At 65.1% G+C, this 13,693-nt stretch carries 13 protein-coding genes; 8 read left to right on the top strand and 5 right to left on the bottom strand.

Annotated features, from left to right (window positions below):
* Positions 1 to 1,055 precede the first annotated feature (1,055 nt).
* The 6 genes from ABD156_RS43980 (at position 1,056) to ABD156_RS43955 (ending at position 5,557) form a co-directional block, all read left to right on the top strand.
* Positions 1,056 to 1,664, top strand: a complete 609-nt coding sequence (locus tag ABD156_RS43980) for a hypothetical protein (RefSeq protein ID WP_344287474.1) — start codon at positions 1,056 to 1,058, stop codon at positions 1,662 to 1,664.
* On the top strand, positions 1,621 to 2,943 hold the full coding sequence (locus ABD156_RS43975) for a DUF7933 domain-containing protein (RefSeq protein ID WP_344287472.1): 1,323 nt from the start codon (positions 1,621 to 1,623) through the stop codon (positions 2,941 to 2,943). The genes ABD156_RS43980 and ABD156_RS43975 overlap by 44 nt, the downstream gene beginning before the upstream one ends.
* A 163-nt stretch (positions 2,944 to 3,106) precedes the next feature.
* Complete coding sequence (locus tag ABD156_RS43970) at positions 3,107 to 3,742, top strand: class F sortase (protein ID WP_344287470.1); 636 nt, start codon at positions 3,107 to 3,109, stop codon at positions 3,740 to 3,742.
* Positions 3,743 to 3,814: 72 nt separating this feature from the next.
* The gene (locus ABD156_RS43965; RefSeq protein WP_344287468.1) at positions 3,815 to 4,009 is read left to right on the top strand and encodes a hypothetical protein; all 195 of its coding nucleotides are present in this window, start codon (positions 3,815 to 3,817) and stop codon (positions 4,007 to 4,009) included.
* A gap of 268 nt (positions 4,010 to 4,277) precedes the next feature.
* Positions 4,278 to 5,021: a DsbA family protein gene (locus ABD156_RS43960; protein WP_344287466.1), complete on the top strand. Its 744-nt coding sequence runs from the start codon at positions 4,278 to 4,280 to the stop codon at positions 5,019 to 5,021.
* The gene (locus tag ABD156_RS43955) at positions 5,018 to 5,557 is read left to right on the top strand and encodes a vitamin K epoxide reductase family protein (RefSeq protein WP_344287464.1); all 540 of its coding nucleotides are present in this window, start codon (positions 5,018 to 5,020) and stop codon (positions 5,555 to 5,557) included. The genes ABD156_RS43960 and ABD156_RS43955 overlap by 4 nt, the downstream gene beginning before the upstream one ends.
* An 830-nt stretch (positions 5,558 to 6,387) precedes the next feature.
* Here the strand turns inward: ABD156_RS43955 and ABD156_RS43950 are convergent.
* Both ABD156_RS43950 and ABD156_RS43945 read right to left on the bottom strand, forming a co-directional pair.
* On the bottom strand, positions 6,388 to 6,741 hold the full coding sequence (locus ABD156_RS43950) for a transposase (RefSeq protein ID WP_344287462.1): 354 nt from the start codon (positions 6,739 to 6,741) through the stop codon (positions 6,388 to 6,390).
* Between the two features lie 267 nt (positions 6,742 to 7,008).
* Positions 7,009 to 7,554 carry a hypothetical protein gene (locus ABD156_RS43945; protein WP_344287460.1) on the bottom strand — a complete coding sequence of 182 codons (546 nt, stop codon included), beginning with the start codon at positions 7,552 to 7,554 and terminating at the stop codon, positions 7,009 to 7,011.
* 950 nt (positions 7,555 to 8,504) lie between these two features.
* Here ABD156_RS43945 and ABD156_RS43940 point away from each other — a divergent pair.
* Both ABD156_RS43940 and ABD156_RS43935 read left to right on the top strand, forming a co-directional pair.
* Positions 8,505 to 8,678 (top strand): hypothetical protein, encoded by a 174-nt coding sequence (locus ABD156_RS43940; protein WP_344287458.1) that lies wholly within the window; start codon positions 8,505 to 8,507, stop codon positions 8,676 to 8,678.
* Between the two features lie 1,524 nt (positions 8,679 to 10,202).
* Positions 10,203 to 10,481, top strand: a complete 279-nt coding sequence (locus tag ABD156_RS43935) for a hypothetical protein (protein ID WP_344287456.1) — start codon at positions 10,203 to 10,205, stop codon at positions 10,479 to 10,481.
* A 400-nt stretch (positions 10,482 to 10,881) separates the two neighbouring features.
* Here ABD156_RS43935 and ABD156_RS43930 read toward each other — a convergent pair whose 3' ends face one another.
* From ABD156_RS43930 to ABD156_RS43920, 3 genes are all read right to left on the bottom strand, one after another.
* Entirely contained in the window at positions 10,882 to 11,124 is a 243-nt protein-coding gene (locus tag ABD156_RS43930) for a hypothetical protein (RefSeq protein WP_344287454.1), read from the bottom strand.
* 89 nt (positions 11,125 to 11,213) lie between these two features.
* Positions 11,214 to 11,972 (bottom strand): hypothetical protein, encoded by a 759-nt coding sequence (locus ABD156_RS43925; RefSeq protein WP_344287452.1) that lies wholly within the window; start codon positions 11,970 to 11,972, stop codon positions 11,214 to 11,216.
* Positions 11,973 to 12,257: 285 nt separating this feature from the next.
* Complete coding sequence (locus ABD156_RS43920) at positions 12,258 to 13,244, bottom strand: Lrp/AsnC family transcriptional regulator (protein ID WP_344287450.1); 987 nt, start codon at positions 13,242 to 13,244, stop codon at positions 12,258 to 12,260.
* Positions 13,245 to 13,693: the final 449 nt, after the last annotated feature.

Raw genomic sequence — 13,693 nt, 5'->3', positions numbered from 1 at the left:
CGCGCGGGTAGGTCCTCGTTTCTTTCCGCTGGGCCGTTTCTTCCCCATCCAAGCCTCCTCGCGTGTGCACACGGCACCGTCCGGCGCCGCCCCCAGACAGCACGCCGCGACGAGGCGGACCCGAGCCAGCACCCCGACGTGCCAGTTGCCGGCAGGCCGCGCTGGAGGACACGACCGGCCAACCGGTGTCGGACAACCTATGCCCGGCGATCACCCGCCGCAAGCAGGGTCGGTAACGATTCATCTTTGCCTGCAGTATTCCGCCGAAAAGATGGGAAAAAATCGTAAATTCCGGCAATGCTGGCAGTGGATTCACTGTCTGGCGTGCTGGGAGGCAGATCGTGGAGCATCTCGAAACAGTCTGCGGGTCACTACATGGGGTGGATCCAGTCGGCGAACTCCGCGTCCGGGCGCGGGGGTGCTTCTCGAAGGGGAATGACTACGGCGGGCGGCATCGGCCATTCCTTGGGCGATGTCTCGCGATGCACCACGGTGCACGGTCGAGTCCCGCGTGCTGAAACCTTGCGCATGCGCTGGTCCTCGCTGTCGGAGTCCAACGGGTGGCCGGGGCGCGACCGTCATCCTTTGTCATTCTCGACACGGTCTCTGTCAGGGCGGGACGGGACTCTTCGCGGTCGTGCACTTGCTCTGGCTGCAAACCGGGTGACCGCCCGGGCTGGTCCGGAAGCGAAAACCTTTTATGTGCAAGTGTCGGAGATCGACGCAAGCTTTACCCGCGGGTACCCCAAGCGGGCGATTAAGCTGCGGCAGGTTTGCCGATGCAGATCAGGTGCGGTAAGAACCTCTTGGTCCGAAGAAGTGTTGTCAGTCACACTAATGCGTGTTCCGACCTTCTGTGCGCAGGGTCGCATGTTGCGGCGCGTGCGAGAGGTCGTAAAAGCTATCTTGTTGTCCGACAGTAATTCCCGGAGGGTCAGCGCGGTTACGCATCCTTGGCGAACCACGGCGTGCGAACGTGCGCGCCAACGTTGTCGGCGGCGAGTGGCCCGCCTCGATGGAATCGCTTGAATAGTCTCGAAAAAGGGGTGATGTGCATGCCTGGAAGGCATGTCTGGAAACCGATCCGCGCGGCCGGAAGCTTCTTCGGCGCACGTCGATGCCGGTCTTCCGGTTCTGGGGGAGTTCTGCGTCTCGCCGCGATCGCCGCTTCGGTCTTGGCGGCCTCGTCGGCCTTGGCTGCGCCGGGTGCGAGTGCTGAGCCGGGTTCTCCCGGAGTGCCCGGTAATCCCAAGGTTCTGTATCAGGAGGGATTTCAGAACGGTGCCGGAATCACGGAGCTGACAGATTACGCCTCGGATGCAGCTGCCAAGTACACGGCCGACTCGTACTGGTTGAACAACCACCGGTGCAACGGCTTTATTCTCGCGGGCAACACCCCGCGGCCCGACCTTTCCCAGTACTGCAACAACATTGCCTCCAACTTCGACCATGTGCGTCAGAAAGCCTATGCGCTGGGGCTGCTCAACAATCCCCAGAACCCGGACTCTAACCGGGCGGTGTCCAGCAAATCCTCGGGAGCGGCCGACAACAACGCCCCCCCAGGAACCGGACGGAACGATCGTCCCGGCGAATCAGATCCAGTTCGCCACGCAGGGGCAGTTGACCCTGCCGGCGGCCAACCGGTTCGTCACCCTTTCCGTTGACGCCGCAGCAACCTCCTGCGATGAGGCCCATCCCCTGCTTCGGTTCTACCTGCGGAACAACGCGGGCACTGAGACGTCCTTGTCCAATACCGCGATCGATCCCTGCAGCGATCCGAGAAGCGTGACCACCGCGGTCGAGGGCACGCAAGTGTCCTACGGCCGGTTCCCGGCTGATGGCTCACTGCTGCTGGAAGGTAACCAACTCGGCGTCGTCATGCGCAACGAACAGCCTGCGAGCCACGGCAATGACGGCGCTTTCGACAACATCCGGGTACTGGACGTTACCCCGCAGTTGGACAAAAGCTTCAGCCCGCCGCAGGTCCACGCGGGTGGAACCTCGACCTTGACCTTCACCGTCACCAACACGAGCGAAAAAGCCGAGAAGAAGGGCTGGTCTTTCACCGACACCCTCCCTGCTGGGTTGGCTGTGGCCGCCCCCGCAAACACCAGCACCACGTGCCCCGGTGGCAAGGTCACGGCCGGCGCTGGTGCTACTTCTGTTGGAGTGACTGGCAACCTCGACGCGGGCATGGCTACCTGCACCGCCACCGTCGACGTCACTTCCCCTAAAGCCAGCAGCTTCGAAAACGGCCCGAAGAACATCGACTGCACCGGCTGCAACCCGCCGGCCACGTCGACCGTGATATTCGATGACACCCACTACAAGGTCACGAAAACCTCGTCGGCACAGGCCGCCAAACCAGGGGATACCGTCACCTACCGCATCGCGATCACCAATACCGGCACTACGGACTACACCACCGACCAGCCAGCCGGCTTCACCGACGATCTCACCTCCGTGCTGGACGACGCCACCTACAACAAGGACGCGAAAGCCAGCCTCGGCCTCGCCCCCACCTATCAGGCCCCCACTCTGTCGTGGTCAGGCCCGCTCAAAGCCGGAGCTACCATGACTGTCAGCTACTCCGCTACAGTCAACAATCCCGATAAAGGCGACAGGAAGTTGACCAATGCGGTGGTCACCCTCCCCAACAGCGGCGGCAATTGCGCACCACGCTCCGTCGACCCCGCATGCAACGCTGTTACCAACGTTGTTTTGTCGGCTCCACCGAACGGGCCGACACCGCCTCCTGGGCCGAAACCTCCGGTGCAGCCCCTGGGTCACATCAACACCGGTCTCGCCGACCCCTCTGCCACGGCAGACATCCTGGGCAAGGGGCGCACCTGGGTCGCTCTGGGCGGTATCGGTTTGCTAGCCCTGGGAACCGGAGCGGCGTTCACGCTCTGGTATCGCCGCAAGTTCCGCAAGGACGGATGATCGCTCACCGCTGATTGCTTCCGGACGCGGTGCCGAGTTCCAATGAGGCAAGGCACCGCGTCCGGTCGGAGGGAAACCGATGTCTCAGTGCTCACGACCCCTGCTGACCGCTGTCGCCGTTCGTCATTTTACGCGGTGGATCGGGCTGGCGATCGTTACAGCCATGATCGTCGGCGGTGCGATACTCCTTGGCTCGGGAACCGGGGACATCCCGCCACAAGCAGCACCGGACATCAGCGCTGTCGTTCCGCACTCTGGCATGCCCTCGACGGGTACCGCTGCAGCGCCCGAGACGGTTTCCCGCAGCGGCCGTTACTCCAGCATCACTGGTGCCGCCAGCGCGCGGCTGACCATCCGCGCGCTGGATGTCGACGCGCCTCTGGTCCCGGTGGCAGCGACTGGCAACAGTCTTGACATTCCCCGAGATGTTCACACCGTCGGTTGGTACATCGGCACGACGCGGGCCAGCGACCACCCGACCGCGCCAGCCCCAGGGCAGCCTGGCGTCGCAGTGCTCGCCGGCCACGTTAACTGGGCCGGACAAGGCCCAGGTGCCTTTCACGACCTCCGTGCGCTGCGCCCTGGCGACGTGATCGACATCCGCGGTGCCAACAAAACCACCACTCACTGGACAGTCAGTGAAGCACCGCTCGACCTCCGCAAGAACCAGTTACCTTCGAATCTCTTCAGCAACGTCGGGCCGCCGCGCATCGCGCTGGTCACCTGTGGCGGACCCTATGATTCCCGCACCGGCAACTACCGCGACAACGTCATCGTCTGGGGACAGCTCGCATCTTGACTGGATTCCATCCCTCGATCGGTGTCTCCGGCGCTGAAGATCAGGCACCGCACGTGCTGTACTACACGCAGGTTGTCGGCGCTCCGTCTGCGACGATGCTTCGCCGCCGCCCTGCTGCCCGACGCTGCCGCAGCGATCGCTGAACTGCGCTTATTCGGGCTGCGCACCGTCATTCTCGCCGGGGACAACACTGCGGACGTGGCTAGCCTCGACGTGATGATCGCGGAGTCCTGCCTGTCGACAAAGCTGCGGTACTGGCTCGCTTGAGCAGGGAGGCGAGGACAGCCGCGATAGTCGGCGACGACGTCGACCACGACCCGGTACCGATATCGGGATGGTGCCGGTGTCGGTACCGACGTCGCGGCAGACGCGGTGATTTAGCTCACCCTGAATTTGCGTAGGCAAAAAACACCATCAACCATGTCGTTTGGAAGTGTGGTTCAGTTCCTGCGTTTCCCTGGATTTTTTCGTGCCAGGTGGGATGCGATCATCGGTGCTCTCGCGTTCCCTGTCGGTGAAAGGACGGCTTCGGCTGATGACGAAGAAAAACCGCAATCCGGTGACCACTCGGAAAGGCCTGTCCGCCAATGTCTGGACCACCATTGCGGTCGTGACGTCCGCGGTGGCGGTCACCGGCGGGGTGCTGGTTGTCAACCGGCACGACGACTTGTCCGGGCCGCGGCCGGGAACGATCGGCGCGAACGTGCTGAACCCGTCCGGCAGCAACGCTCTTACCGCCGCGCCCGCTGCTGTGGTGACTGTTGTCGAGTTCATCGACTACCAGTGCCCGGTGTGTGAGGCGTACTACCAGAACGTGACCAAGAGCGTCGAACGCGACTACGCCGGGAAAATCACCTTCGTCGCCCGGAATTTCCCGTTGCCGATGCACCCGCTCGCGGTGCCCGCGGCCAAGGCCGCCGAAGCCGCGGGGATGCAGGGCAAGTACCGCGGGATGTTCGACAAACTCTACGGGGATTACCCGACGTGGGCGCTGACCGCGGACGGGCAGAACGTCAGCGAGGACGCGGGTCGAGCGCAGGCCCGGTTCGACACCTATGCCAAAGAGCTCGGCCTTGATCTGGTCCGGTTCCACGCCGACGCCGAGTCGCCGATGGTGGGGAACCGCATCGACCGGGACAAAGCCGACGGCAGCGAGGCCGGGGTGACCGGAACTCCGACTATCTTCGTCAACGGCACCAGGTTCGAGCCCTCGGGGAACACCTATGCCGCGCTCGCAAAGCAACTGCGCGGGCTGCTCGACCAGGCGCTCGCGCAGTGAACCGGTCGGCTCACTGCGGGCTGGCGTGGCTCTGCCTGATCGGCGGGGCGTTGGGCCTGGCCGCTTCGGTCACGCTCACGCTGGAGAAGATCGCCCGGCTGGCCGATCCGTCCTATGTGCCGAGCTGTTCGATCAATCCGGTGCTGTCGTGCGGTTCGGTGATGGACAGCGCGCAGGCGGCGGTGTTCGGGTTCCCGAATCCGGTGTTCGGGGTCGCCGCGTACCCGGTGGTCGTCATGTTCGGAGCGGCTCTGCTGACCGGCTACGACCCGCCGCGGTGGGTGTGGGCTGGCATGCAGTTCGCCACGGTGCTCGGGCAGAGCCTCTACAGCATCCACGCGCTGTGCCCGTACTGCATGGTCGTGTGGGTCGTGACGATCGCGCTGTTCTGGTACACGACGCTGCACAATCTGGCCGAAACCAGGCTCGGGGCCGTACTCCACAGGGTGCACAGCGGCCTGCTCGCGTTGTGGTACGTGGCGATCGCGGTGCTGATTCTCCTGGAGTTCTGGGATTACTGGTCGACCTTGTTCTGACCCGTGCGCCGGGGGTGCCGCGGCGGGACCAACTTTCCTGTTCTCGCCGCTGAGGCGGGAAACCTGGGTGGTCCCGGACGCTCGGCTTCCCTGGCAGATGACCGACGCGGATAAGACGATGGGAGAAGAGCCGTGCTTGCATGACCTGTGCTGTCGTGGTCGTTCACCGCGGTGTTCACGCTGAGCGGAGACGTATTCGCTGTACCGGTTCGCGAGCCTGGTATCGGGCTCAGGGCGGGCCGGCTGCAGGGCGGCCGAACTGGCGCATCTGCAGGCTCGCGGTGATGGCCGCACTGATAGCGGGCTCGGCTGGCGCGGTGACCTTCGTGCTGCTGACCGGGGCGGTCGGCTGGTGGCTGGTCTGAGCGGCCCGCTCCGGCCGGCCGCCGGGCATCGCGGCGACATGGCCTGCCACGTGCTGATGAGCCTCGGGATAGGCGGGATGCTGCCGGCCATGCTCTGAGGTTCGTCCCCTGTTCCGTTAGCTTGTCTTTTAGGTGGTGCGACGGGTTTTGGCACCTTTCCTGTGGTGTGCCGGACGAGTGTATGCCTTGCCGGTCGTCAGGACTCATCCCACCTCAAAGCGTCGCGTAGCAACGTGATTGAGCGCTTCTCGTGGTCGCCCCGGACCCGGCCGGGTGGGTTTCGTTGCGGCCGCTCGACGAACGGCCTTCGCGTGGATGTTGCGGAATCCGTGCCGGCTTGTTCACCCCCCCCCGGAGGGTAAGCTGCTCGGCCGCCAACCGGATGACCGTGCCTTCGATGACGGGCAGCGACTCGGTGTGGTCAAACCACGCGGCCCGGCTGGTCAGCCGGGGATGCAGCCGATTTCACGCCTGTGCGGTCGCGTTGCCGTAGAGCCGGGTGTCGGTGCTGGTCACCACGTGCTCGGTGTCCCAGCTGGCCGGGTCGCCGAATGCGAACTCGCCGCCGTGTTTGGGCGGGCGGCCTCCGGCGGGGCTCGCCCGCGCGAACTCCTCGGGGGAGGGCGCCGGTCGGCGCAGAACCCGGTTCGAACGCAACCGTCCAAGAATCTGCACCGCCAGATCGGCGAGCAGATGGGCGATGCGCGGCGCGTCGTAGTCGGCGTCCGGAACCACCAAGACCTCCGGGTCGCCCGTGCACCACTGACCAGTGGCGATCAACCGCTTCACCCAGCTATGCAGTGGTGACCGCAGCGACATCGGCACCCGGTGGCAGCCGCATCGCGTCCAGCAGTGCCGTCCACGAGGTCCGCCTAGTCTCCAGAGTCGCGACGAATCGAGTACGGTCAACCTGGATTCATGCGGTGTTCGTCCTCCTTGCCACGCCGAGTCATGTCCAGGTTATTCGCACCCATCAGCCAGCCCTCGAGTTGACTTTCTCGCTGCTGCGAAAGGACGATCAACTACAGGCTGAACACAACATCAACCGGCGTGCACTTCACCGGCCAACCCCTTAAAAAGACAAGCTTAGTCATCGCTGGCCACCGCCAGCGCCAGCGCCCCGGTGTCGCGATCGATGAGGACCAGTTCATGGAACCCGCTGAAGCCCACCACTGACCCGTACTCGTGGTAGGCGTTCTCGTCAAGGTCAGCCAGGCGGTAGAGGCTCGTGGCACTGTGCAGGCGCGGGTAGAGTTCACGTTCCATCTGCGCCTGGACTGCGGCGGGCAGCCGATCGTATTGCTCGGCCCAGGTCCGCAGGACTTGCTCCTCGACGGTGGGATCGGCTGGAGTGAACGAGTCGAGGGTGATCAGATCGAGTCTGTAGCGGGCGTGCACCAGAGCGGTCAGGTTGTCCCCGCCGCCGGCGTAGTCGTCGCGGTAACGGCCGTGTCGCAACAGCAGCCTCAGCACCGTCCGGTCATCGACAGGAATTGGCGGCAACGCGAACAGCTTGATGCTGACCCATCGATAACTCCGGTCTTGGAAGTTGATGAACACTTCGCCCGCGCAGGCGAGCAGTTCCTCCGCAGACAGCGCGTCCGCAGCCTCCTCGGTGGGCGGCTGGCTCATGACGTGCTGGTCTCCGTGCTGGATCGGGGCAGATGATGACGCCCTCAGAGATGGGCCAAGCGCACTCGCTGAAATACCCCAGCTGAGGAGTGCAGTATAGCTGGTGTCAACGGCGGGGCGGGATCACTCCGTCGGGTGCGGCGATGAGCATCTGCGGCCGGGCCGCTTCGGGGGTGCCGAGGATCCGGAGCCGCGCCGACTACGGACGACGGATCTGTCCGGGCTGCTGACGTACCTCGATGCACTTCGGGATTGAGGCGTGATCCCGCAGATCTTCACTCGCGTTCCCCTATTCTTCGCTTGGTGACGACAAGCCGGGACGCGGTCGGTGCCGACGGGAACGAGCTCAGCTCTGGCGAGCAGTACCGGTGTGATCGCGAGATCGTCCGTCGCAGCGCGTGTTCGATTTGCATTACCCATGCCGGGCATGGCGCTTGGTTTGAAAGACGGTGTCGGATCACGCTGGCGACCGCGCGGCGACGCCACGTTCCGAACCAACGGCCGGCCAGGGTCCTTCCCGCTCACCGTCCGAACGGACTGCACGTGCTGAGTGAAGTCGAGCAACTCCGGCCGCATTTTCCGGGCCGCCTGCCGACCTTGCAGCACCATTGCCCGCGCCGACTATGCCCGGTCGTTCATAACCGGCGGTCGGCACGCCGGCTCTTCCAAGCTCAACGATGAGTCCCACGCCGCCCTGATCTCGAAGCTGCTGACCTGCTTGATCGCTGGGTCACGTCAGAGTGCCCACGGTCAGCCTTAAACCGGTGGACAAGCGACCCGTGCCGGGACTGCCGCAGTGCAACCAGCGGATCTTTGTGCTACCCAGCGTGCACCGGCGATGCCTCCGTTAGGAGGCACTGCTTTTCTGATACTCGCTGCGACCGCCTGTAAATGCATGCGAGTCGCGACCCGCGCAGGAATTGGCTGCGAGAAGAGAGAATCGCTCGATTATGCCAGGAACAGTGCCGGCCGCGGCGCTCGCCGGACTGGCGCGCGCCGCGCGGCTGCGGGTCCGCGATCCCGCAACCTGCCAGCGGATAGGCCGGATCACGTTCGCGCCGGAACAGGAAGAACCGGTGGTCGCGTTCGGGCCGGAGTCGCCCCGGCACCGGCGTTCGCGGTGAGAGGTGCTCTTCCCCGGAAAGGGGCCTGCGCGCCGATGCCGTACAGAATGCTGGCCAGACGGATGTTTCTGATTCTGCACGACTCGTTCATGGGCAAGCCGGAAGTAAACCCGGAACTGTTGCGCAGCGGGGTGTCGGTGGCCGCTCGCCGATCTGGTCTTCGCCCGCCGCCTCGTGGTCGAACACGGCCGCGTGCTTGCATTCGTGGTTCACCGCGCGAGCCCGGGAGCCGCTGGCTCCTGCGCTGCAATCCTGATCGGTTTCCCGCGGCCGATCGGAGGCGGTCGACCGCCCTCGGCTGTGGATCGAGCGAATATTGCGGATCGCGGGCGAGCCAGAGGCCGGAACAGTTGCTTTCGCTGCGATCCTCTGTGCTCTCGGCATCGAACGGGCGCTCGGGAGCGAGAACGGGCAGGGGGAGCCATCGCGGTTCCGTTGCGTTGGCCGAGCAGTCTGTGCCCGACGAGCTGCGCTGCCTCGTGGCCGGGGTCGAAGCTGCGGGCGGCTCTTTGCTCAAGGTTCGTCGCTGACCGAGCCTTTCGGAAGGCCTGCTGCTGTCACTGCGCGGTCAGAACGTCAGCGGGTGCGGTGTCGGACAAGGCCGCTGCCGCCGGCGCTTCATGCTCGCGGGTCCGCCTGGGCGAGATCGGCGAGTTTGCCCAGGCGGACCCGCGAGCCGCAATAGCGGAGCCGACGGTGCAAGTCCGCAGTGCTTGCGTGGGAGCTGGGAGCTTCAAACGATGCGAGCGGCGTCGCGATCTTGGTGCGCCGGTACACCATGCCGTGCAGGCTTTCTGGCAGAGCGCCGGGAACGTGTGTGGTGTCGGCTGAACCCGGGAGCCCGATGTCGACAGCGACGAAACCGGGCGCGCAGTGTTCCGGAGCTGCGGCGGCGAGCGGCCTTCCGGTAGCGCAGGACCTGGATGGGCCCGATCGCGACGCCTGACCTGAGATTGGTGCGGTACTTCATCGCAGTGGCAGAAACCGGTTCGCTGGCCGGAGGTGCGCGCTCCGGAACACGAACTCGGCGTCAAGCTGCTCCTAGACGGGAGAGATGCTCTCTTGCTGACGGGTGCCAGCCGACACTCTCGATCTCGGACGCTACCCGCTTCGCCAGGAACAGAGGCCCGGCAGTCGCTCGGGTTCGGCGACGTCCGCAAGATCCGGATGACCTCGGTCGCGTCAACGCGATGGTTCGCGGTGTGCTGGCTCCGTCCATCGCCGAGCACGGAGCGGCGCATCTGGTCGTCGACGCGGTGAAATGCTAACCGGTGCTGTTGTCCGACCGAATCGTGGGGCTCCGGTTCCGACCTCCAACAGCTCGACGGTGTCGCCTCCGAGTTGCTGGAAGTCGCAGATCTTGGCCGAAATCGGGATCGGCGCGTTGGTCGGACCTGATCATGCCCACACGACACATGACGACATCGAAGTCGCGGAGCCGGCCCGGCACCGGCTGATCTTGACGGAACGCGCCAAGGTCGTTCGTCTCGCGTTCGACGAAGCTGTGGCCGCGGGAGGATCGGGATGAAGTCGTTCTCGATGGCGCTGGGCCTGGCGGCGTACGGTCACGGTGCGGCGGTCGTGGCCGATGCGCCCGAGTCTGGCTTGCGAAGCCTTGAGCTTCATGAGGCGCGGCTCGCGCTGTATGCCGGTTGGGATTTTCCACTACGCTGCGAAGGTCATTTGCCTGCTGCGCGGCAGACCTTTACGAGCGGCTGCAGGCGTTGCCCGATGTCCGCCAGGTCGGCGATTCGTCAGAAGGTCCGTCGCCGAATCCGTAGCAACGGAGGCAAGCTGTGCTGAACCAGGAGGTGCGCGGCCGCGCCATGTGAGCAGGTGCCTTCGTTGCCCGGCGGGGCCTCTAGTCGCTTGAAGTGTAGGTACTGTCGGAAGTTCGGCATTGGTGTTCAAGGGATTCAGACAAGAGCATCGCCGGGGCGAGACTGCCGTCCGGCCGGTTCGCGGTTGCCGGGCGGGATCGAGACGGCGTTGAACGAATTCGGGCCCGGAGTCTTCTTCTGAGGTCAGCCCGAATCAGCGCGCCGACCTGGTTCGCGCATGGTGTCAGGATCGGGTCTGGGACGCCAGACCCGATCAGGAGAAGGGACCGTGGACGGGGACTGGTATGCGGCCAACGCCGGGCCGAGCGGGGCCCTGCCTGCGCGTAGGCCGTGCATGTCCCGACCCCGGCTGGATCCGGCGGCTAGTCCAGCAACGCGCATACCAGAAGGGTGATTACTGCGACCCGGAAGGTACCGGTATGCCGCGGCCGCGCAAGAACCTGCAGGACCGCGTTGATCATCAGGAGGTTGAGGATCACCCGCCGGTCGACAGTGAGCTGCGCGGTCGCGCAGGCGAGCAGCAAGACACCAACGAAATACGCCGACCCTGCCCCGGAACCGCCGGCGCACGCGGACGCAGCGAGGTCGCGTGCGGTCGACGGCATCGTCCTGTTCCTCGGGCTGCTGGTTACTGGGCATTCCTCTTCGGCTGCGAGTTCCTCTGGACCGCTCATGACCTGTGATCTCCAGTGCTTCAGGAGTCAGCCGACGGGCGGACGCTGAGCCGTCGTGCGGACAAGTGCCCGCTTCGTGCTTCACGGTGACCGGGTATCCGGATTTGCGGGTCGTCTCGACGCGGAGACCTTGCACCGTTGCGGATCCGGAGCAAGTACATTCGACCCGCTACGTCGCTCGGCCCTGGGGTTGACGGGCTGAACGAGCGAATCGCCATATCGAAGACGATGTCGTCGGGAATGACGTTGGACGCCGTGCCTGCATGCAACGCCTCGACGACCACCACGACCGGTTCGAAGCCGGGCACCCTGTCTCCGATTACGTGCGCGGTGCCGTCGAAGCCTTCTTCGCCTGGCTGGGACATGAACACGACGTCGCCTGTGAGGTCGGCATGCCAGGCACCGAGGGAAGAGGCCGGCCGTGTGCGAACCGTGTCCGCGGGCGCGCATGACGCCGTCTTTGCCGGAGGCGAAAGCAAGTCTGGTGCGTTCAGAGATCGGAAGCATGTCCATGCCGCCGGGCAACAGGACGACTGGGCCGGGTGCGCAGCTGCGGTCACCGAGCCGAGCGTCGTTCCCCGGGCGGTCTCCAACGTCAGGTCGCCCACCGCGTTCAGCACCGTGCCTTGGGCGCGAGTGATGCGCGGCCCGGCCTTCGGGAAACGGCGCAGGTCGCGGCGGATCCCGGCCTGGTCGCCCTGCGTCGCCGACGCGTTTGCGCGAAAACTCATCTGCCGCACTCCTGTTGGTCGGGCCTCAAGGAAAAAAGCAATGCTCACCTGAGCTTTCCTGCTGGCACCTGCAAGTAGCCGAAATTGCTGGAATCAGGCCAAGTCATGCCGGAAAATCGAGTAATCCGCTGATGCGGTAATTTTCCCTCGGCCGTTCGGGGAATTGTTCCGCCGGTTCTGGCACGAAGGGGGCTCGCCTCTCAGCCCTTCTGGTGAAGGGCTGAGAGGTCTGACCGCATGCGGCGGCGATGCGGTCAGAAGCGGCTCTTGGACGTATCTGCTCCCGAGGGAGGTGCAGATACGTCCGGCGACGTCGCAGTTGAGCGGTTGCCTTCACGAGGGGAACGCCAGCGGCACGTACTTCACTGGCCGTCCCTCACCGTCGAGCAGATGGCCCATCAGCTTGACCGGACGCAGCGTGATCGCCCTGTCGGCGACCGAGAGCCAGGGTTGTGCGGTGGCGAGGACGTTCTCCAGGGTGACGAGCTGATACTCCGACGACAGCCATACCACGAGGAGAAGGTTGGCAATGCCGTTCACTGCCGCGCACATCCGGGTCTCTGGCAGTGCGGTGAGCGCTCGGCCTGCATCGTCGATCCGGCCGGGTGGTACTTGTATCCACAATATCGCGGTCACCGGTGCCGGGGACAGGGAGCGGGCGATCTCGCAGCGCAAGACAAGTTCTCCGGAATCGAGGAGAGCTGTCAGCCTGCGCCGGACCGTGGTCTCGCCGACGTTGAGCTGCGCCGCGAGTGTGGACGCGGCGGCCCTCCCGTCCGCGCCGAGTGCGTGCAGAAGAGCCCGGTCCAGCGGGTCGAACCTGACCGGTGCGGAGAATTGAGGGGTGGGTGGTCCAGGTGCCCCGCTTCGCCCGCTCCGGACCCGCCAGGTGCTGCCGTCGGACAGGATGCGCGGCGAGACGAGTGTCCGGATCGCGGTCACGCTGGACAGCGCCGCGACCCGGTGCTCGAGGTAGGTTTCCAGGCCGTGCGAAGTTGACGCGAGCACGTGCACAAGCAAATCGCACCTCCCTGCGGTGTGGTCGATGCTGGCTACGTTCGGGTCGTCGGCCAGTTCTTGGGCGGTCGCCAGTGCCTTGCCGGGCACGCAGTCGACTTCTATGAAGGCTGGCGTCATCCACTTGCGCACGCCGCCGCCCGGGTAGGCCGCGAACCACGCGTCGCGTCGCTCAGCCAAGCGCTGCCAGCGTCGAGCGGCCGTCACCGCGCTCATCCCGGTGGCCGTGCTAATCGCCGACCACGGAGCGCGCGGGCCCGCCTGCAAGGCGTCAACGAGTTTCAGGTCGTTCTCTGTAAGCATCCGGAGGATTCCTCGATATTCCGGTCTTGAATCGGCCGATATTCGCTATTGTTGCGGCGGTGGATCCGGGGGTTTCGGTCGCCGGTTCGGCCTGATTTATCTCGCGTGCCGATCGGACCGCGAGGATTTGTTTCTTTCGGCGAGGTTGTCGTCCGGTTCCGGCAGTGTAGCTGTTCAAAACATCTTTGTCGTCGCTTATTCGTGACTGCGAGGCTTCGGTTAGCGCCGGCTCGAACCCGCGAATTACCGGGGTGAGTGCGGCGCGGCCGCACCGGGTGCGCGGTTCGTCCGGCCCGGCGTTCCTCGTCGGGTTGAGTGGCAGGCATCTGGCTCTGCTTGATCGTCTCGTCCCGTTCGGGACCGGGTGCCGACGGAACGAGTCTCGGCGGTCCGTTCGGGTGCCGAACCGCATTACGCGACCGAGAGACTCACTGCGTGGTCCCCGGCCG

The organism is Amycolatopsis albidoflavus (assembly GCF_039525725.1).
GTDB classification, from domain to species: domain Bacteria; phylum Actinomycetota; class Actinomycetes; order Mycobacteriales; family Pseudonocardiaceae; genus Amycolatopsis; species Amycolatopsis albidoflava.
This window is presented reverse-complemented; position numbering and strand designations above follow the sequence as displayed.